Annotated in this window: 9 protein-coding genes; all 9 read left to right on the forward strand. The window is 63.9% G+C overall.

The features are described 5' to 3' along the window. Positions 1 to 57: 57 nt before the first annotated feature. The 9 genes from ACQ4WO_RS06120 to ACQ4WO_RS06160 all read left to right on the forward strand — a co-directional run bounded on the left by ACQ4WO_RS06120 (position 58) and on the right by ACQ4WO_RS06160 (position 21,288). Positions 58 to 1,422 (forward strand): efflux RND transporter periplasmic adaptor subunit, encoded by a 1,365-nt coding sequence (locus ACQ4WO_RS06120; protein WP_436480604.1) that lies wholly within the window; start codon positions 58 to 60, stop codon positions 1,420 to 1,422. Then, positions 1,419 to 4,538 (forward strand): efflux RND transporter permease subunit, encoded by a 3,120-nt coding sequence (locus ACQ4WO_RS06125; RefSeq protein WP_436480605.1) that lies wholly within the window; start codon positions 1,419 to 1,421, stop codon positions 4,536 to 4,538. The genes ACQ4WO_RS06120 and ACQ4WO_RS06125 overlap by 4 nt, the downstream gene beginning before the upstream one ends. Beyond that, positions 4,535 to 7,786, forward strand: a complete 3,252-nt coding sequence (locus ACQ4WO_RS06130; RefSeq protein ID WP_436480606.1) for an efflux RND transporter permease subunit — start codon at positions 4,535 to 4,537, stop codon at positions 7,784 to 7,786. The genes ACQ4WO_RS06125 and ACQ4WO_RS06130 overlap by 4 nt, the downstream gene beginning before the upstream one ends. Then, on the forward strand, positions 7,783 to 9,213 hold the full coding sequence (locus ACQ4WO_RS06135) for an efflux transporter outer membrane subunit (protein WP_436480607.1): 1,431 nt from the start codon (positions 7,783 to 7,785) through the stop codon (positions 9,211 to 9,213). Before ACQ4WO_RS06130 ends, ACQ4WO_RS06135 begins: the two co-directional genes overlap by 4 nt. Before the next feature lie 139 nt (positions 9,214 to 9,352). Next, positions 9,353 to 11,941, forward strand: coding sequence for a chemotaxis protein CheB (locus ACQ4WO_RS06140; RefSeq protein ID WP_436480608.1), 2,589 nt, complete (start codon positions 9,353 to 9,355; stop codon positions 11,939 to 11,941). After that, complete coding sequence (locus ACQ4WO_RS06145) at positions 11,938 to 14,052, forward strand: PAS domain-containing sensor histidine kinase (protein ID WP_436480609.1); 2,115 nt, start codon at positions 11,938 to 11,940, stop codon at positions 14,050 to 14,052. Before ACQ4WO_RS06140 ends, ACQ4WO_RS06145 begins: the two co-directional genes overlap by 4 nt. Positions 14,053 to 14,139: 87 nt before the next feature. Beyond that, complete coding sequence (locus ACQ4WO_RS06150) at positions 14,140 to 16,287, forward strand: S46 family peptidase (RefSeq protein ID WP_436480610.1); 2,148 nt, start codon at positions 14,140 to 14,142, stop codon at positions 16,285 to 16,287. Between the two features lie 143 nt (positions 16,288 to 16,430). Then, on the forward strand, positions 16,431 to 19,205 hold the full coding sequence (locus tag ACQ4WO_RS06155) for a type VI secretion system Vgr family protein (protein ID WP_436480611.1): 2,775 nt from the start codon (positions 16,431 to 16,433) through the stop codon (positions 19,203 to 19,205). Positions 19,206 to 19,230: 25 nt separating this feature from the next. Then, positions 19,231 to 21,288 (forward strand): phospholipase D-like domain-containing protein, encoded by a 2,058-nt coding sequence (locus tag ACQ4WO_RS06160; protein ID WP_436480612.1) that lies wholly within the window; start codon positions 19,231 to 19,233, stop codon positions 21,286 to 21,288.

Below are 21,288 nucleotides of genomic sequence, written 5' to 3' on the forward strand. Positions count from 1 at the left end.
TCCACCTCGGCCGGCGCCACAGACTCGCCGTGCCAGCGGCCTAGACAAGGATAAGCGATGGATTCGCAGACTACACCCAATACCTCGCGGCGCAGCCGTCGTTCGAAAATCGTCGGCACGGTCATCGCGCTGGCCGTGATGGCTGCGCTGGGGGGCGGTGCCTGGTACCTGACCCATTCGGGCACCAGCGCCCAGGGCGGCCCCGGCATGGGTGGCCCAGGCGGTCCTGGCGGGCCCGGTGGCCCGGGCGGGCGCCGCGGCGGCCCTTCGACCACCGTGGGTGTGGCCACGGCCGTGAAATCCGACCTGCCCGTGGTGCTCGACGCGCTGGGCACGGTGACGGCAGCATCCACCGTGACGGTGCGCCCGCAAGTGTCGGGCATTTTGAAGGAATTGAAATTTAAGGAAGGCGGCATGGTCAAGGCGGGCCAGGTGGTGGCGCAGATCGACCCGGCCCAGTTCGAGATGGCGCTGATGCAGGCCACGGGCCAGCGCCAGCGCGACGAAGCGCAGCTGGAAAACGCGCGCCTGACCCTGAAACGCTATCAGACTTTGCTGGGCCAGGATTCCATCGCGCGCCAGGACGTCGATACGCAGGCCGCCCTGGTGAAACAGCTGGAAGGCACGGTGATGACGGACCGCGCATCCGAAGGCACGGCCAGGCTGAACCTCGGCTACACCAAGGTGGTGTCGCCGATCAGCGGCCGCGCGGGCCTGAAGGTGATCGACATCGGCAATTTGGTCAGCACCAGCGATACGGGCGGCGTGGTGGTGGTGACGCAGCTCTCGCCCATCGACGTCGAGTTCTCCGTGCCGCAGGATAAAGTGCAGACCATCCAGGAGCGCCTGAATGGCGGCGCGGCCCTGGCGGCGCTGGCGCTGGACCGCACGCGCACGCATACCCTGGACAAGGGCAGCTTGACGGCGCTCGACAACCAGGTCGACGTGCAGACGGGCACCGTGCGCGCCAAGGCCCGCTACACGAATGACAAGATGGCGCTGTTCCCCAGCCAGTTCGTCAACGTGCGCCTGGAGCTGGGCAACATCACGGGCGCCGTGCTGGTGCCCGTGACGGCCCTGCGCCACAGTAACAACGGCGACTTTGTCTACGTGCTCAAAGCGGATAAAACCGTCACCGTGCGCATGGTCACGCGGGGCCAGGCGACCACCGACATGGTGGAAATCCGCGCCGGCCTGGAAGCGGGAGAACAAGTCATCACGGAAGGCGCCGACCGCCTGAAGGAAGGCGCGAAAGTCACCCTGGCGGGCGACAAGCCGGCCATGGGCGCCGGTGGCGCGGGGGCAGGCACCGGCGAACGCCGCCACCGTCGCCAGCACGCTGACGGCGCGGCCAGCGCACCGGCCGCATCGGCTGCAGCATCGGCGCCGGCGACCGCTCCCGCAAAGGGCGCAGCGCAATGAGTCCATCGACGCCATTCATCAAGCGCCCCGTCGCCACGGCGCTGCTGATGCTGGCCATCGTGCTGGCGGGGCTGGTCGGCTTCAAGTTCCTGCCGCTGGCCGCCTTGCCGCAGGTGGATTTCCCCACCATCCAGGTGCAGACCTTGTACCCGGGCGCCAGCCCGGAAGTCATGGGGCAGACGGTGACGGCGCCGCTGGAACGCCAGTTCGGGCAGATGTCGGGCTTGCAGCGCATGAGTTCCACCAGCGCGGCAGGCGTCTCCATCATCACCCTGCAATTCACGCTGGGCCAGACCCTGGACGTGGCCGAGCAGGAAGTGCAGGCGGCCATCAATGCGGGTGGCTCGCTGCTGCCGACCGACTTGCCGGCGCCGCCCGTGTACGCGAAGATCAACCCGGCCGACGCGCCCGTGCTGACTCTGGCCATCACATCGGACACGATGCCGCTGACGCAGGTGCAGAACATCGTCAACACGCGTCTGGCGCTCAAAATCAGCCAGGTCAACGGCGTGGGTCTCGTCTCGCTGTCGGGCGGCCAGCGTCCGGCCGTGCGCATCCAGGGCGACACGAAATTGCTGGCGTCGTACGGCCTGGGCCTCGACAGCCTGCGCACGGCCATCGCCGCGGCCAACGTCAACAGCGCCAAGGGCAGTTTCGACGGCCCCACGCGTTCGTTCACCATCAACGCCAACGACCAGCTGGTGACGGCGGAAGACTACAAGCGCCTGATCATCACCTATAAAAACGGCGCGCCCGTGCGCCTGTCCGACGTGGCGAATGTCGTCGACAGCGCGGAAAACACGCGGCTTGGCGCCTGGTCGGGCAAGCAGCCGGCCATCATCCTGAACGTGCAGCGCCAGCCCGGCGCCAACGTCATCAAGACGGTCGACGCCATCAAGGCCTTGCTGCCCGACCTGCAGGCCAGCCTGCCGGCGGCCATGAAGCTCGACGTGCTGAGCGACCGCACGACGGGCATCCGCGCTTCGGTCGAGCACGTGGAAATGGAACTGCTGTTGTCCGTGCTGCTGGTGGTGCTGGTGATCTTCGCCTTTTTGCACAGCATGCGCGCCACGGTGATCGCCAGCCTGTCCGTGCCGATCTCGCTGATCGGCGCCTGCGGCGTCATGTATCTGCTCGGCTACAGCCTGAACAACCTCTCCTTGATGGCCCTGACGATCGCCACGGGCTTTGTCGTCGATGACGCCATCGTCATGATCGAAAACATCGCCCGCTACATCGAGGAGGGCGAAACGCCGATGGCGGCGGCATTGAAGGGTGCGTCGCAGATCGGCTTTACCATCATCTCGCTGACGGTCTCCCTGATCGCCGTGCTGATTCCCCTGCTGTTCATGGGCGACGTGGTGGGCCGCTTGTTCCGCGAATTTGCCATGACCCTGGCCATCACGATCCTGATTTCCGCCGTGGTCTCCCTGACCCTGGTGCCGATGATGTCGGCGCGCTGGCTGAAAAGCCACGCCGATGAAAAAATCAGCGCCACGGGCCAGCGCCTCCAGGCTTTCCTCGACCGCGTGATCGTGCAGTACGACCATGCGCTCGTGTGGGTGCTGAAACGCCAGGGATTGACCCTGCTGGTGGCGCTGGCCACGCTGGTGCTGACCGTCATCCTGTATATCACCATCCCGAAAGGCCTGTTCCCCACGCAGGATACGGGGCAGCTGCAGGCGCGCATCGAAACCTCGCAAGCCGTCTCGTACGAGCGCATGGCCACCTTGCAGCAGGCGGCCGCCAGCGCGCTGCTGGAAGACCCCGCTGTCGATACCCTGAGCTCCCTCGTCGGGGTGGATGCAGCCAACAACACCATGCTGCACACGGGCAGCATGCTGATCAACCTGAAGCGTCCGCGCAGCGGCAGCCAGGACGAGGTCATGGAGCGCCTGCGCAACCGCGTGGCCAAGGTGGCCGGCGTGACCCTGTATCTGCAGCCGACGCAGGATCTGACCATCGATGCGGAATCGGGCCCGACGCAGTACCGCGTCTCGCTCGAAGGGGCCGACACGGCCACCGTCACCGAGTGGGCCGGCAAGCTGGCCGCGCGCATGCGCGAAAAATCGCAGCTGCGCAACGTCGTCACGGATGCGGGCGCCACGGGCGCCGCCGTCACCGTGGCGATCGACCGCGACAGCGCCGCGCGCATGTCCGTCACCACGGCAACCGTCGACGACGCGCTGTACAACGCTTTCGGCCAGCGCATCATTTCGACGATTTTCACGGAAACCAACCAGTACCGCGTGATCCTCGAAGCGCAGCCGGGCATCGTCACCACGCCGTCCGACCTGTCGGACCTGCAGGTGCGCACGGGTTCCGGCAAGTCGACGCCGCTGTCCGCCTTTGCCAGCGTCAGCGAAAAGCAGGCGCCGCTGCAAATCACGCACGTGGCGCAATACCCGGCCACGACCCTCGGTTTCGACACGACGCAGGGCGTGGCGCTGGGCAGCGCCGTCGACGCCATCCGCCAGGCCGCCAAGGATATCGCCTTGCCGCCATCGGTGACATTGACGTTCCTCGGCGCGGCCGGCGCATATGAAAACTCGCTGTCGAACCAGCTGTGGCTCATTCTCGCCGCCGTCGTCTGCGTGTACATCGTGCTCGGCGTGCTGTACGAAAGCTATATCCACCCGCTGACGATTCTGTCGACCCTGCCGTCGGCCGGCGTGGGCGCCTTGCTGGCGCTGATGATCTCCGGGCAGGACCTGGGCGTGATCGGCATCATCGGCATCATCCTGTTGATCGGCATCGTCAAGAAGAACGCCATCATGATGATCGACTTCGCCATCGAGGCCGAGCGCGACGAGGGCAAGAGCCCGCAGGAAGCCATCCACCAGGCGGCCCTGCTGCGCTTTCGTCCGATCCTGATGACGACCCTGGCGGCGCTGTTCGCGGCCGTGCCGCTGATGCTGGGCTGGGGCGAGGGCGCCGAGTTGCGCCGTCCGCTGGGCCTGGCCATCTTCGGCGGCCTGATCGTCAGCCAGGTGCTGACCCTGTTTACCACGCCCGTCATCTACCTGGGCTTCGACCGCCTGGGCCAGCGCTTCGCCTCCAGAACGCGGGGCGTCAACCCGGACAAGCCGGCCGATAACGCGGGGAGCGCCGCGTGAACCTGTCAGAACCGTTCGTCAAGCGTCCCATTGCCACCGTGCTGCTGACCATCGGCATCGCGCTGGCCGGTGTCGGCGCCTTCTTCGTGCTGCCCGTCTCGCCGCTGCCGCAGGTCGATTATCCGACCATTTCCGTCAGCGCCAGCCTGCCCGGCGCCAGCCCCGCGACCATGGCCACGTCGGTGGCCACGCCGCTGGAACGGCGCCTCGGCGTGATCTCGGGCGTGAACGAGATGACGTCGTCGTCGGGCACGGGCTCGGCGCGCATCAACCTGCAGTTCGACCTGAACCGCAAGATCGATTCGGCCGCGCGCGAAGTGCAGGCGGCGATTGCCGCCGCGCGCGTGGACTTGCCGGCCACCTTGCGCAGCAATCCGACCTACCGCAAGGCCAATCCATCCGACGCGCCCGTGATCATCCTGGCGCTGACGTCGAAAACGCGCACGCCAGGCCAGATCTACGACGCCGTGTCGAATCTGGTGCAGCAGAAGGTGGCGCAAGTCAAGGGCGTGGGCGACGTGGAACTGGGCGGCGGTTCGCTGCCGGCCGTGCGCGTGGAACTGCTGCCCTACCAGCTCAATCACTACAGCGTGTCGATGGAAGACGTGCGCGCGGCCATCCAGGCCAGCAACGCCAACCGGCCCAAGGGTGCCATTTCCGGCGACGAGCGCAGCCTGCAGATCTATTCGGGCGCGGCGACGGCTTCGGGCGGGCGCAGCGCCGCCGATTACCGCAGCCTGGTCGTGGCGTGGCGCGACGGCGCCGCCATCCGCCTCGACGACGTGGCCGAAGTGGTCGACGGCGTGGAGAACAACAATACCCTGGGACTGTTCAACGGCGACCCGGCCGTCATCGTGCTGATCACGCGCCAGCCCGGCGCCAACGTCATCGCCACGGTCGACGGCGTGCGCGCGCTGCTGCCGCAATTGCAGGCGCAGCTGCCGGGCGACATCAAGCTGCAGGTGGCGTCCGACAGCACCAATTCCATCCGCTCGTCCCTGCACGAGATCGAGTTCACCCTGATCCTGTCCATCGTGCTCGTCGTGCTGGTGGTCAGCGCCTTCCTGCGCAGCGTGCGCGCCACCATCATCCCGGCTGTCGCCACCATCGTCTCGCTCTTGGGCACCTTCGGCGTGATGTACATGCTGGGTTTTAGTTTGAACAACCTGTCCCTGATGGCGCTGACGGTGGCCACGGGCTTTGTCGTCGACGACGCCATCGTGGTGCTGGAAAACACGCAGCGCCACATCGAGGAGGGCATGGACCGCTTCAAGGCGGCCCTGCTGGGCGCGCGCGAAGTGGGCTTTACCGTGCTGTCGATCAGCCTGTCCTTGGTGGCCGTCTTCATCCCGCTGCTGTTCATGGGCGGGCAGGTGGGGCGGCTGTTCCGCGAATTCGCCGTGACCTTGTCGGCCGCCGTGATGATTTCGCTGGTGATCTCGCTCACGACCACGCCGATGATGTGCGCCTGGCTGCTGAAAAGCGGTGAGCAGCACAAGCCGCCCGGCCTTGTCGCGCGCTGGTTCGAACGCGGTTTCGAGCGCATGCTGAAAGTCTACGAGCACTGCCTGGACTGGGCCTTGTCCAGCGCCGCGCTCGTGATGACCATTCTCGTGTTCGTCGTCGGCCTGAACGTGTACCTGTTCGCGGCCGCGCCCAAGGGCTTTTTCCCGCAGCAGGATACGGGCCAGATCAATGGCGGCATGCGCGCCGACCAGAGCATCTCGTTCCAGGCCATGCAAAGTAAATTGCGCCAGCTGGTCGACATCATCAAGGACGATCCGGCCGTCGCCACCGTCGTCGGGTTTACGGGCGGCGGCAGGGCAGGGGGCGGCTTCATGTTCATCGACCTGAAGCCGGCCTCGCAGCGCACGGACAAGGGCCAGGCCGTCATCGCTCGCTTGCGTCCGCAGCTGGCCAAGGTGACGGGCATTTCGCTGTTCCTCAATCCCGTGCAGGATTTGCGCATGGGCGGGCGCTCGAGCAATTCGACCTACCAGTACACCCTGATCAGCGACAACCAGGCGGACCTCAAAAAATGGGCGGCCAAGCTGGCCGACCAGATGAAGCTGCAGCCGGCCCTGATCGACGTCGACACGGACCAGGCGGAAAATGGCGTGGAAACCTTTGTTTCCATCGACAAGGACCGCGCCACGCAGCTGGGCGTGCAGGTCAAAGATATCGACAATGCGCTGTACAACAGCTTCGGCCAGCGCCAGGTGGCGACCATCTACGATGAGCTGAACCAGTACCACGTGATCATGGAAGTGGCGCCGCGCTACGCGCAAAGCCCGGAAGCGCTGCGCTCCGTGTACGTGCCGGCGTCGAATGCGGCGGCCGTCGCCGCCACAGGCTCCGCGACCACTGCCGCCACCAGCACCGCCACCACCAGCGTGGCGCCGTCGAATACGACGGCCGCGCGCGACCCGTCCAGCGGCTCGGCCCTGTCGACCACCCTGGCGCATATGGTGCCGCTGTCCTCGTTCAGCAGCTTTGCGGAAAGCTCGACGGCCACGTCGATCAACCACCAGGGCGGCGAACTGGCCACTACCGTGTCGTTCAACCTGGCCGACGGCTATCCGCTCAGCGACGGGCAGGCGGCCGTGGCCCAGGCGGAGTCGGAAATCGGCATGCCCGTGAACGTGCGCGGCAGCTTCCAGGGTTCGGCGAAGAGTGCGCAGGACAGCAACAAGGAGCAGCCGCTGTTGATCCTGGCGGCCATCGTGGTGATCTACATCGTGCTGGGCATTCTGTACGAGAGCCTGATCCACCCCGTCACCGTGCTGTCGACTTTGCCGTCGGCGGGCGTGGGCGCCGTGCTGGCATTGCTGCTGTTCCGCATGGAGTTTTCCATCATCGCCCTGATCGGCGTGTTCCTGTTGATCGGTATCGTGAAGAAAAATGCTATATTGATCATCGACTTCGCGCTGGAGGCCGAGCGTTCGCGCGGCTTGAGTGCGGTGGAGGCGGTGCGCGAGGCATGTTTGCTGCGTTTCCGCCCCATTCTGATGACCACCCTCGCGGCGGCGCTTGGCGCCTTGCCGCTGGCGATCGGTTTCGGCGAGGGGTCGGAGCTACGCCAGCCCTTGGGGGTCGCCATCATCGGCGGCCTGATTGCCAGCCAGTTACTCACATTGCTGACCACCCCGGTGGTCTACATCCTGCTCGACAAGCTGCGCACGCGCGGCGCCGACGAGCAGCAATTGAGCCGCATTCCTGGGCCAGATAACCCGAGCACACAATCATGAAGCAAGTAAAACCTATTCCATCCGCCGTCCCCGCACGCCATTTGCCGGCACTGGCCGCCGCTACCGCTTTCCTGCTGCTGGCCGGCTGCACCGTCAGCCCCACGTATGAAACGCCGACGGCCGCCGCGCCGCAAACGTTCAAGGAGGCGGCCGGCTGGCAGCCTGCCGTGCCGGCCGACACCCTGGAACGGGGGCCGTGGTGGACCCTGTTCGGCGACGCGCAGCTGAACCAGCTGGCCGAAGGCATCGACATATCGAACCAGAACGTGGCGGCCGCCATCGCCTCGTACGAGCAGGCGCGCGCGCTGGTGCGCGAACAGCGCGCCTCGCTGTTCCCCACCGTGAACCTGACGGGCAGCGGTGCACGCTCCGGTGGCGGGGGAGAGCAGCAGACGAACAACAACTTCAAGGCCGCCATCGGCGCGTCGTGGGAACCGGATATCTGGGGCCGCTTGCGCGCCGGTGTGACGGGCGCGGATGCGAGTGCGGCCGCCAGCGCGGCGGATCTGGCAGCGGCGCGCCTGTCGGCGCAGGGCGAGCTGGCCACCAATTATTTTTTGCTGCGCCAGAGCGATGCGCAGATCGCGCTGCTCAATTCCACGATCGACGGCTACAAGCGCGTGCTCGAGATCACCAGCAACCGCTTCAACTCGGGTATCGCCGCCAAGTCCGACCTGCTGCAGGCGCAGACGCAGCTGGCCAATGCGCAGATCGACCTGTCGAGCCAGACGCGTGCGCGCGCCCAGCTCGAACATGCGATCGCCATCCTGCTGGGACGCGCGCCGTCCGACTTCAGCCTGGCCGTGGCGCCGTGGACGCTGACCGTGCCCGAGGTGCCGCTGGGCGTGCCATCGACCCTGCTGCAGCGCCGTCCCGACATCGCCGCCGCCGAGCGCCGCGTGGCCGTGGCCAACGAGCAGATCGGCATCGCCCGCTCGGCCTACTATCCGAGCCTGAACCTGACGGGTTCCTACGGTTCCGGCGCCAGCAAGGTGGGCGACCTGTTCAATGCATCGTCGAGCCTGTGGTCCTTGGGCGTGTCGGCCGCGCAAACCCTGTTCAACGCGGGCGCCACGACCGCCAGCGTGGACGCGGCCAAGGCGGGGCATGAGGCGGCAGTGGCGCGCTACCGCCAGACGGTATTGACTGCCTTTGGCGCCGTGGAAGACCAGTTGTCGGCCACGCGCGCGCTGGCCGAGCAGCTGGCCTTGCGCCAGCAGGCGTCGTCCGCCGCCGACCAGGTCGAGCAGCAGATGCTGAACCGCTACAACGCGGGCCAGGTCGGCTACACGGACGTGGTGACGGCGCAAGTGACGGCCCTGTCGGCGCGCCGCTCGCTGGTGCAGGCGCAGGCGGACCGCCAGACGACGGCCGTGGCCCTGATCCAGTCGCTGGGCGGCGGCTGGCACGTGCCGCAGGCGCAGTAAGGGGAGTCGCAGGGCGGCTGCCTGGCGCAGGCAAAACCCCTGCGCCAAATTCGCGTTTTCCTGCGCATCTTGAGTGCTAGAATCCAAGATTATTAATTTTCAGCCTGATGCTTTGGCCGTGGCTGCTATCTTGCAGACGATGACATGCAGTAAACACAGCAATACTTCCGTTCCCGAAGTGGCCGCCATCGTTTTCCCGGTGGTGGCCATCGGCGCTTCTGCCGGCGGGCTTGATCCCATCGTCGCTTTCCTGGCCAACGTGCCGCAGGAAAGCGGGATTGCCTATGTGGTGATCCAGCATCTCGATCCCACGCAAAAGGCCATGCTGCCGGAACTGCTGCAGCGCGCCACCAGCATTCCTGTCACGGAAATCACGCATCAGGCGGAATTGCGGCCCAATCACATCTATGTGATACCGTCGAATGCCGACCTGGGCCTGTCGAAAGGGCGTTTCGTGCTCAGCGAGCCGGTGCAGCTGCGCGGCCACCGCCTGCCCATCAATACCTTTTTCGAGAGTCTCGCCAGCGAACTGGGCGAACTGGCCGTCGGCGTGGTGTTTTCCGGCATGGGCAGCGACGGCACGCGCGGCCTGCAGGCGATCAAGCAGGCCGGCGGCCTGACCCTGGCCCAGCATCCCGATACGGCCAAGTTCGACATGATGCCGCAAAGCGCGGTGGCAGCCGAAGTGGTCGACGTGGTCGATTTTCCCGACAAGATGCCGGACAAGATCATCACCTATCTGTTCCGCAGCAGTTTTCTCAGCCTGCCCGGGCATGAGCCGAACGGGCGCAATTCCCTGCAGGAAATTGTTGCCTTGCTGTCCGAGCACACCGGCAACAGTTTTACCGATTACAAGATCAATACGGTGCTGCGGCGCATCGAGCGGCGCATGAGCTTGTATCAAATGACGTCGATGGAAGAATATGTGCCGTACTTGCGCGCCAATCCCGCCGAAATCGACTTGCTGTTCAAGGAATTGCTGATCGGCGTGACGAACTTCTTCCGCGACCCCAAGGTGTGGGAATACCTGAAGATGGTGGTGTTTCCGCAAATGCTGGCGGCCCATCCGGACGGGCGTGCCTTCAAGGCCTGGGTGCCCGCCTGCTCCACGGGCGAGGAAGCGTATTCGCTGGCCATGGTCTTTCATGAAGTGGTGGCCAGCATCAATCCGCCGTCGAAATACAGCCTGCAGATCTTTGCCACCGACCTGTCGGCCGACGCCATTGACCGCGCGCGGCAGGGTCATTTTCCGCACAGCATCATCAGCGACGTGTCCGCCGAACGGCTGGCGCGTTTCTTTGTCAATGACAAGAACGGCTACCACGTGAAGAAAGAGATCCGCAACACGATCATCTTTGCCCAGCAAAACATCATTTCAGACCCGCCGTTCACCAAGCTCGACATCCTGTGCTGCCGCAATCTGTTGATTTATCTCAATGCCAAGCTGCAGCAGCGTTTGATACCCTTGTTTCATTACGCGCTGAACCGTGACGGCATTTTGCTGCTGGGCAGCGCCGACACGCCCGGCCATTTTTACGACCTGTTTTCGCCCCTGACCACGTCGACCCGGCTGTATCGCCGCCTCGACAACCTGGCGCCCCAGCGCCTGCCCACGTATTTCCCCACCAAGGTATCGTTGGCATCCCCCCCTACACCTAGCGACACGAGAGAAGTGAGCATGACTGGAAAGATTCAATCCCATGTCGAGCAATTATTGCTCCAGAAATATTCGCCTGCCGCCGCGCTGCTGAACCAGGATGGCGACATCCTGTACATCAACGGCCGCACGGGCGCCTTCCTGGAACCGGCGGCCGGCAAGGCCAACTGGAATATCCACGCCATGGCGCGCGAAGGCTTGCGCTACGAGCTGGCGAGCCTGATCAAGCAAGCCCTGCAAAGTGAAAGCGTGGTGCGCCTGAAGGGGCTGGTGGTCAAGGACCACCTGGGCCAATCCCTGGGCGTGGATCTGAGCGCCGAAGCGCTGAGCCAGCCCGAGTCCCTGCGCGGCATGGTCTTCGTGACGTTCTCCAGTGCGCCGCTGGTGACCGAGGTGCGCCGCGGCCGCTCGCCGAATCCGAAGGTGCTGGAGCTGGAGCAGCAGCTGGCGCAGGCGCGCAATGAAGTCCAGGCCGTGCGCGACGAGATGCAGACCTCGCGCGAAGAACTCAAGTCGGCCAACGAGGAATTGCAGTCGACCAATGAAGAGCTGCAATCGACGAACGAGGAGCTGACCACCTCGAAGGAAGAGATGCAGTCGCTCAACGAGGAGCTGTACACGGTCAATGCCGAGCTGCAATCGAAGGTCGACGACTTGTCGCTGGTCAACAGCGACATGAAAAACTTGCTCAACAGCACCGATATCGCCACCATTTTCCTCGACAGCGAGCTGCGCATCCGCCGCTTCACGGCGCCGGCCACGCAAATCTACAAATTGATCCAGACGGACTTGCGCCGTCCGCTCAGCGACATCGTCAACGACCTTGACTATCCGGGCCTGGAAGACGATGCGCTGGAAGTGATCCGCAGCCTCGTGTTTTGCGAGCGGCAAGTGGAAACCAAGACGGGGCGCAACGTGCGCATCATGCCCTACCGCACGATCGAAAACGTGATCGATGGCGTGGTGGTGACCTTCATCAACATCACGGAATCGAAACTGCTGGAAGCCCAGTTGCGCCAGATCCAGTCCGGCGCCGCGGCGGCCGGCAATAGCGGCGAGAACGTGTCATGAACGAGCCATTCGACGAGGAGAGCGCGCCGGCCAGATTGCGAGAGCAGGCCGAGCAATTGGCGGCGCAGCAGCGCCAGCCCGCGCCGCAGTCGAGTGAAGACGTGATGCGCCAGCTGCATGAGTTGCAGGTCAGCCAGATCGAGCTGGAAATGCAGAACGCGGCCCTGGCCGAGCTGGAACAGCTGAAGAATGAATATGAAAGCAGCCGCGACCGTTATGCGCAGCTGTATGAACAGGCGCCCGTCAGTTATTTCTCGCTGGCGCCCGAGGGCGTCGTCACGCGTGTCAACGTGGCGGCCTGCGGCTTGCTGCAGCGCGACAAGAACCAGCTGCTGGGGCGGCGTTTCGAGCAATTCGTCGCGCCCCAGGCGCAGGGCAGCTTCCGCCGCTTCCTCGACGCCGTCTTCACGAGCGGCGCGCGGCAAGTGCTCGAAGCCCAGCTGTTCGGCGGCTCGGCGGGCGGCATGGTGCGCATCGAAGCCAATTTTGACGCGGCCAGCGACACGGCGCGCATGCTCGTGACGGACCTGGGTGACGAGCACGCGCGCGAATCGGCCTTGCGGCGCGCCTTCGTCATCCTCGACAGCATCCGCGAGGGCGTGCTGGTGACGGACAGCGACAACCGCATCATTTCCGTCAACCCCGCCTTCACCACCATCACCGGCTACCAGGCCGAGGAAGCCATCGGGCGCGATCCGTCCTTCCTCGGCGGCGGCACGCATTTGCCCCATTTCTATGAAGCCATGTGGCGCAGCCTGCACCGGGATGGCAGCTGGTATGGCGAACTGGTGAACCGGCGCAAGAATGGCGAGCGCTTCGTCGAATCGCTGTCGATCACGCCCATGCGCACGGGGGGCGGCAGCATCAGCCATTTTGTCGGCGTGTTTTCCGATATCACCGAGCGCAAGCTGGCCGAGGCGGATTTGCGCGAACTGCACCGCGAGCTGGACCAGCGGGTCATCGACCGCACGGCCGAATTGCTGCACGCCAACCAGCATCTGCAGCTGGAAGTGCAGCAGCGTGAGCGGGCGCAGGAGGCCTTGCGCGATGCCGAGCGTTTCTTTCATGCCACCATCGATTCGCTGACGGACCGGGTGCTGGTGCTGGACCAGACGGGCAGCGTCGTGCATGCCAACCAGGCGTGCCTCGATTTTGTCGGGCAGATGCAAAAACCGCTGCAGTACCTGGAGTTTTGCGACACGGATCCGCGCTGGCAGCGCAGTTCCGGACGCGAGCTGGCCGCCGGCATCCGCTCCGTCATTGCCGGCCGTGCCGACACGTTTGCGCTCGAGTATGAATTTATCACGCGCTCAGGCCCCCGCTGGTCGCAGGCCAGGGTCAGCCGTTTTCTCGGCGAAGGGCCGCTGCGCGTGGTGGTGGCGCACACGGACATTACCGAACGCAAGCTGATGGATGGCGCCCTGCGCCAGTCGCACGCGCAGTTGCGCCAGCTGGCGCTGCACCTGGAAACGGCCAAGGAAGACGAGCGCAAGCGCATTTCGCGCGATATCCACGATGAACTGGGGCAAAACCTGCTGGCGCTGCGCATCGATATCTCCATGCTCAGCGCGCGCACCGAAGGCTCCCATCCGCGCCTGCACCGCCGCGTCGGCGCCGTGCTCAGCAACGTCGACACCACCATCAGGAGCGTGCGCGGCATCATCAACGAGCTGCGTCCGATGGCGCTGGACCTGGGCTTGCAGGCCGCCATCGAATGGCAGGTGGGCGACTTCCGCAAGCGCAGCGGCGTCGCTTGCCGTTTGCTGATACGCGACGAGGCGCTGTTTTCCACCATCGGCAGCCAGGCCGAGATCGTGCTGTTCCGCATCGTGCAAGAAGCGCTGAGCAACGTCATGCGCCATGCCCAGGCCAGCCAGGTCGAGATCGAGTTCAGTTCGGATGCCTGCGCCGTGTACGTGGCCATCAGCGACAACGGCATCGGCATCACGCCGCAGCAACAACGCAAGAAACAGTGTTTTGGCCTGATCGGCATCGCCGAGCGGGTGACGGCGCTGGGCGGCCACTTTTATGTGGGCTTGCCGGCATCGGGCGTCGGTTGCCGACTGGCCCTGCAGATACCCCTGCAGGGAGCGGGGCGGCCGGCCGCCTGATACGGAAATTGCAAGGGGTTAATTTTTGCCGACTCATGCCCCCTGGACAGGCTATACTTTCGCCTGCTATTTATGGAGGGGCATATCTTGTTCAAAACAATCGTTGTACCAGTCGCCTTGTTGGGCGCGTTCGCTGGCGCACACGCCGACGAAGGGCAGTGGCAACCACATCAACTGCCACAGCTGAAAGCCGAACTGAAACGGGTCGGCATCGAAATTCCTGCAGAAAAACTGGCCGACCTGAGCAAGCACCCGATGAGCGCCATCGTGTCGCTCGGCGGCTGCTCGGCCGCTTTCGTCTCCGACGCCGGCCTGGTGGTGACGAACCACCACTGCGCGTACGGTGCCGTGCAGCGCAATTCCACGCCGGAACACAATTACATCACCGACGGCTTCCTGGCCAAGACGCGCGCCGCAGAGCTGCCGGGCGGTCCGAACAGCCTCGTGTATGTGACGGACAAGGTGGAGAACGTCAGCGACCGCGTGCTGAAAGGCTTGACGGCCGACATGAGCGGCCGCGCGCGCCACGAAGCCGTGGAAAAGCGCGTCAAGGACCTGATCGCCGAATGCGAAACGGACAAGATGTACCGCTGCTCCGTGCCTGCCTTCCACCGCGGCCTCGAGTACTACCGCATCCGCCAGATGATGATACGCGACGTGCGCTTGGTCTACGCGCCATCGGACAAGATCGGCAACTTCGGCGGCGACATCGACAACTACGAATGGCCGCGCCACACGGGCGACTATTCGTTCCTGCGCGCCTACGTGGGCAAGGATGGCCGCCCGGCCGACCCGTCGCCCGACAACGTGCCGTATAAATCGAAGGATTTCCTGGTGGTCTCGGCCGAAGGCTTGAAAGCTGGTGACGGCATCTTGCTGGCGGGCTACCCCGGCCGCACCAGCCGCTACAAGCTGCCGGCGGAAATCCGTTTTGCACGCGACACGGCTTTCCCCCTGAAAGTATCGGAACTGCAAGCCGACCTGGCCGTGATGGCCGAGGCGACGAATGGCGACGCGGCCGCTGCCGTGCGCTATGCGAGCGTGGTGAAAAGCATCAACAACGTGCTGAAGAAAACCCAGGGCTTGCTCGACGGTTTCGCGCGCAAGGACATCGCCGCCATCAAGGATGTGCAGGATGCCGAGTTCCGCGCCTGGTACGCGAAACAGCCGAACGTGTCGCCGACCCTGCTGGCCGAACTGGACGCGGCGATCGCCAGCGACATGGCCTTGAGCGAAGAAGAGTTCGCCTGGAGTGTTGCCACCAACAGCGACTTGCTGAAAAGCGCGCGCACCATCTACCGCTTGTCGCTGGAGCGCCAGAAAGCGGACGCCGAGCGCGAATCGGGCTACCAGCAGCGCGACCTGGCCTTCATCAAGGCCCGTCTGGCCCGCCTGGAGCAATCGTACGTCAACAAGGTCGACCAGGCGCGTTTTGAAGCTGGCCTGAAGCGTTACGCGCAACTGGCGGCGAAGAGCCATCCGCAAGGCCTGGATGCGCTGCTGCCGGCGCCAAGCGCCGTGGCGGCCCTGTACCAGCAGACGCAACTGGCTGACACAGCCAAGCGCCTGGCCTGGCTGGAAAAGGACCAGGCCGCCGTTGCCCAGTCCGATGACGCCTTCATGGCGCTGGCCATCAAGTTGCAGCCGGTCGAGGCGGCGCTGGAAGAGCGCCGCAAGGAAATCGACGGCAACCTCGAGCGCGTGATTCCGCAATATATGCAAGCCGTGATCGCATGGAAGAAGTCGCAAGGCAAACCTGTCTATCCTGACGCCAACTCGACCCTGCGCGTAACGTACGGCACCGTGTCGCCATACTCGCCGCGCGATGGGCTGTCCAAGGGACCGTTCACGACCGTGGAAGGCATCGTCGAGAAAGTCACTGGCAAGGCCCCGTTCGAAGCACCGCAAGCGCTGATCGATGCCGTCAAGCAAAAACGCTACGGCCAGTTCCGCGATCCGGTATTGGGCACGGTTCCCGTCAACTTCCTCACCAGCGCCGACACCACGGGCGGCAATTCCGGCTCGGCCGTGATGAACAAGCGCGGTGAGCTGATCGGGCTGAACTTCGACTCGACGTATGAATCGATCACCAAGGACTGGTACTTCGACACGGCCATCACGCGCGCCATCCACCTCGACATCCGCTACATGCTGTGGGTGATGAAGGAAGTGGACCATGCGGATAACCTGCTGCAGGAAATGAGCATCAAGTATTCGAAAGCCGCCAAGAAATAATCTTTCTTGGTTGAAATGAAAGCCGCATCCGCCGCAGGGCCGATGCGGCTTTTTTGCGTATGGGCAACTAGTTTGAGTTCCATCAATATGCCAGCGTTCACGATGGTTAGCATGGGCTAGGGGAACTATCCGAAGGAGGAAAAATGGATGATGGCGAGCTGGCAGCCGATCTGGCGCGCCTTTTCGGAGCGAGCTGGCGAGTCCAGGACAGCCGCTTGCTGCGCATGGATTTTCCGCGCAACGATGGTCCGCCCGATACCGCGCTGCTGGTCAACAGCTTGCGGGCACACGAGGAAATGTCACGCGACTTCCGCTTCGACGTCGAACTGCTGTCCGACAATCTCTACGTCCCCCTGACGGCGATGATGGGCCGGATGGTCACGATTTCGATGGTGCGCGATGACGGCAGCTTGCGCTATTTTAATGGTTATGTCGGCGAATTTCGCTTGTTGCGCAGCGATGGTGGTTTCGCGTTCTACCAGATGGTGCTGCAACCCTGGCTGGCGTTTTCCAGGCTGCGCATGGACAACGTCTCGTTCCACGAACGCACGGTCATCGACATCAGCGAAACGACCTTCGATCACTATTTGCAGCGCGACTGGCAAAACCGGCTGCATGAGGAAAAAGCGATACTAAGCTGCGCCAACCAGCATAATGAAACCGATTACAACCATCTGCACCGGCGCTGGGAAGACCAGGGTATCCATTACTGGTATGAACATCGCGCCGACGGTCATACGCTCTGTTTGGGCGACAATACCTGGCTGAGCGACAGCATCGACCCAGGCGACGGCCATGCCAGCGAAGCCGACGAGATGGTGTTTCGCGGCGACGCGGGCTCGCTGGAGCGCGACGGCATTCGCGATTGGCAGGCAATACGGAATATCGCTTCCGGCTCGCTCACGCTGGCCAGCTTCAACTACAAGCAGCCGTATGCCAGCCGCGCCAGCGGCCATGCGCTGCACCAGCAGGGCGACGTGTTTGCCCATGAACTGTATCAGGACACCGGCTATGGCTATGCCGACATGGGCGACGGCGAAGCGCTGGCGCAACGCCGCCTGGAAGAGCATAACTGCCGGGCGCAATATTTCGACGCGGGCGGCAATCACCGCTGCGTCCAGGCCGGGCGCAGTTTCACGCTGGGCGGACACTTCAGCGGCAAGCAATCCATGCCGGCCAGAGGTGAACCGGCGCGCCCGGACATCGGCTCGCGCGAATACCTGATCCTGTCGGTCGATCATATCGCCAGCAACAATTACCAGGCAGGCACGGGTGCGAAGTCGCATTATGAAAACCGTTTTAACTGCATCCGCAAGAGCGTCCGCTGGTATCCGGGGCGACAGTTCAACAGCACGCCTTGCGCGTTGCCCGGCGTGCAGACGGCGATTGTCACCGGGCCGGCAGGTGAAACCATCCATACCGACGGTCTGGGCCGGGTGAAGGTGCAATTCCACTGGGACCGGCTGGGCAAGTTCGACGCGGGCAGTTCGCCATGGATCAGGGTCATGACGCCATGGGCGGGCCAGGCGTTCGGCCAGATCGCGTTGCCGCGCATCGGCCAGGAAGTGCTGATCCAGTTTCTCGACGGCAATATCGACCGTCCCGTCATTGTCGGCGCGGTATACAACGGCAAGCATGCGCCGCCGTGGAATTTGCCGGGGCAACGCATGCTTGGGGGCTGGCGCAGCGCCGAGTTGATGCCTGGCGGCGGCTACGGCGTGCGCGGTAACCAGTTGGTGCTCGACGACACGCACCAGCGCATCCAGGCGCAACTGAAAAGCGATCATCAGCACAGCCAATTGTCGCTCGGCTGCATCAGCCGCATCGAAGACGCCAACGGGCGCAAGGATGCGCGTGGCGAGGGCTGGGAACTGGCGTCAGACGCCTGGGGCGTGGCGCGCGCCGGCCGCGGCATGTTGCTGACCACCGAAGCGCGCCCCGGTGCCGGCTCGCATATCAAGAGCATGGATGAAACCTTGCGCCGGTTGGCCGAGGCTGCCGAGCGGCACAAGGCGCTTGCCGCCTTGGCGCAGCATTACGGTGCGCAAGAAAGCGCCGCCCAGCAGGGCGCCGCCGCCGATGTGCTGAAAGCCCAGCATGCCGGGGTCAAGGGCGGTGGCGGCAATGGCGAAAACGCATTTCCCGAATTATCAAAGCCGCATCTGGTGCTGGCCAGTCCGGCCGGTATCGAAACGACGACCGCGCAATCGACGCACATCGCCAGCGCCGAGCACACCGCGCTGACGACCGGGTGCGACCTGTCGCTGGCAGCCGGCGGCGGCCTGTTCGCCAGCATCGGTGCAGCGTTCCGCCTGTTCGTCCACAAGGCTGGCATGAAACTGATCGCCGCAGCTGGCCCGGTGCAGATCGCGGCGCAAACCGATACCGTCGATATCGTCGCCAACAAGGTTCTGGAGTTGATCAGCCAGACCGACTGGGTGGATATTCGCGGCCGCAAAGGCGTGCGCCTGCATGGCGCCAATTGCATGCTTGAAATTAGCGACAAGGTGCAGTTTTTTACCGCGTCGCCGACGCTGTTCCATGGAAACCTGGAAACGCTGGCGCCCAAGAACCGGCCGCAACCGGAGCTGGAACCGCCCATCGCGCCGGTAGCGGGGCAATTGCAGCATACGATCCAGGCCCATGCGCATGGTGGTCAATACGCGCACGTGCCGTACACGCTGTACAGGGGAGACGCCGAAGTCGAACGCGGCTTGACCGACGAATTCGGCCGCATCCTGATCGCGCATCAGGACGGCACGCCGCGCTACCGTGTCGTCCTTGGCAATGGTGAAGAGTTTTCATTGCAGGCCAGCGCACGCTTCGCCCCGAACGCGGCGGCGGATGGCGAACAGAAGCTGTCGAACCGCGGTTTGCGCGCGTTCGACGACACCGCCGATGGCCGCTGGGTTCAATGATGCACGACACTGACTGGAGAGCGCCATGCCGGAATCGAGCGGCCGCATCGAAACGACCCATATCGACGAAGTCGGCCGCAGCGCGACGAGTTCGCTCCAGTGGCTGCTGGAAAATCGCAACCTGAAGGGCAAGGCCACTCATCCAATTACGCACAACAACAAGTTGGCGCTGTTCATTTGCGGACAGGAAGCGTTTGCCGACATCGCCGCGGAGATCGCCAAGGCTAAACATTCGGTCGACCTGTGCTGCTGGGGCTTCGACCCGGGTATGGAAGTGGTGCGCGGCAACGGCGCGACCTGGCCGCGTGGCGAAACTTTTGGCGACTTGCTGATCGCCGCCGCACGGCGTCACGTCAGGGTGCGCCTGCTGATCTGGCATGACCGGATCGGTTCGCCGATGGTGCACAATATGCCGGGCCATTCGCACGGCACCTCGCCATGGAAAACCGATGGACAGCGCGCCGACGACATCAGCGCCAAAGCCAGCCTGGCGATGTTGCAGGATGCGGTCAAAAAAAAGAAACCGGTTGCGGGCAACGGTTATTGGGGCGAGTACGTCCGGCCCGAGGATATCCCGATGATGGCGCGGGAAGAATATTGTCACAGCTGGTATGCGGCCGCGTTCAAGGGCGTGTTTGGCGGCTTGGAGATTCGCTTGCGGCACGGCGACAGTGATGCGATCAGCAAGAGTATCTCGACCGAAATAAACCAGCCGCGCGGCTTGACGATGGGGGAAATCGAAAAGCCCGGCATGCAATACCTGGGCACGCACCACCAGAAGCCTGTCCTGATCGATTTCGATTACGAAGAGGGGGCCAAGGCCGTCGGTTACGTGATGGGCCTGAACTCTGTGACCGATTATTGGGACACGACGGCCCATCTGCTCGACGATACGCGCCGCGAACAGGGCGGCGTCAACGAGCGGCGCGAGTGCTTGCAGGGAATGGCCGCGGACGGCGGGTTCGCCACGCTGAAACCGTATCAGGATTACGCCTGCCGCATCGACGGCGGCAAGGCATTGATCGCGCTGTACAACAATTTCGTGAAGGCATGGGATCGCGCGGCCGGCGACCGCACGCATGCGGCCGCCACTGCCAGCGTGAGCCGGGAGTTGCCACGCGGCAGCCCGCCGGCGCGGCTGTTGCGCGAGGCCGGGCCGGACGACTCCACCGTGCAGATCGTCCTGACGCAGCCCGAGGAGCAGGACAAAACCATCAAGGAAACCTACTTTCGCGCCGTGACCCAGGCCAGCCTGGCGGCCGGCTACCTGTATGTGGAAAACCAGTATTTCCAGTATGAAGATTGGGCGCGGCATTTGCTGGCCGAGCGCAAGAAGGTGGTCGCCGCCTGGAAGGCCGGCAGTGTCAAGGCGGGCAAGAGTCTTGAAGACATGCCGGTCATGCACGTGTTCATCGTCATTCCGGTGCCGGAACGCGCGCAGATGGTGCCGCGCACCCACGACACGCTGGCGGCGCTGGGGCAGCACGCTGGCATGACGGGGCAAAACATCATGATCGACGACTACAACAAGCGACCAAAAACCCGGCGTGTCAGGGCAGGATTCGGCATTTCCACCGAGGCGGAAGTCAAGTTGCCCGACGTGGTGCGGCATTCCAACGGCATCAACAAACCCGGCGCGATGACGCTAGAAAGCGAATTCGGGCTGAAGGTCTCGGTGGCCATGCTCAATGTCAGCGCGTTCGATAACGACCGCTGGCGCTACCGTGAAATCTACATCCATTCCAAATTGATGCTGGTCGACGACGTGTTCATGACCTTGGGCAGCGCCAACCTGAACCAGCGCAGCATGGCCGTCGACAGCGAGATCAATATCGCCACCATCGACCGCCGCGTGGCCCGCGATTTGCGCAAGCGCGTGTGGCACATGCATAGCGGGGGATTGGTCGATGGCGGGGGAGGGACGAAGGGGGAGATTGTGGATGCTTTTGAAAAGTGGGGAAACTTAATGAAGGCCAATCGAACGAAAAAGCTGGCAAAACAAGGCGGAGCAAAATTAAAAAAAATGATTGGTTTTTTGTTGCCATTAGAAGATAGCCGAAGTTCTACTATACGTCTGGGGTGA

Source organism: Janthinobacterium aestuarii (assembly GCF_051380835.1).
GTDB lineage: Bacteria > Pseudomonadota > Gammaproteobacteria > Burkholderiales > Burkholderiaceae_D > Janthinobacterium > Janthinobacterium aestuarii.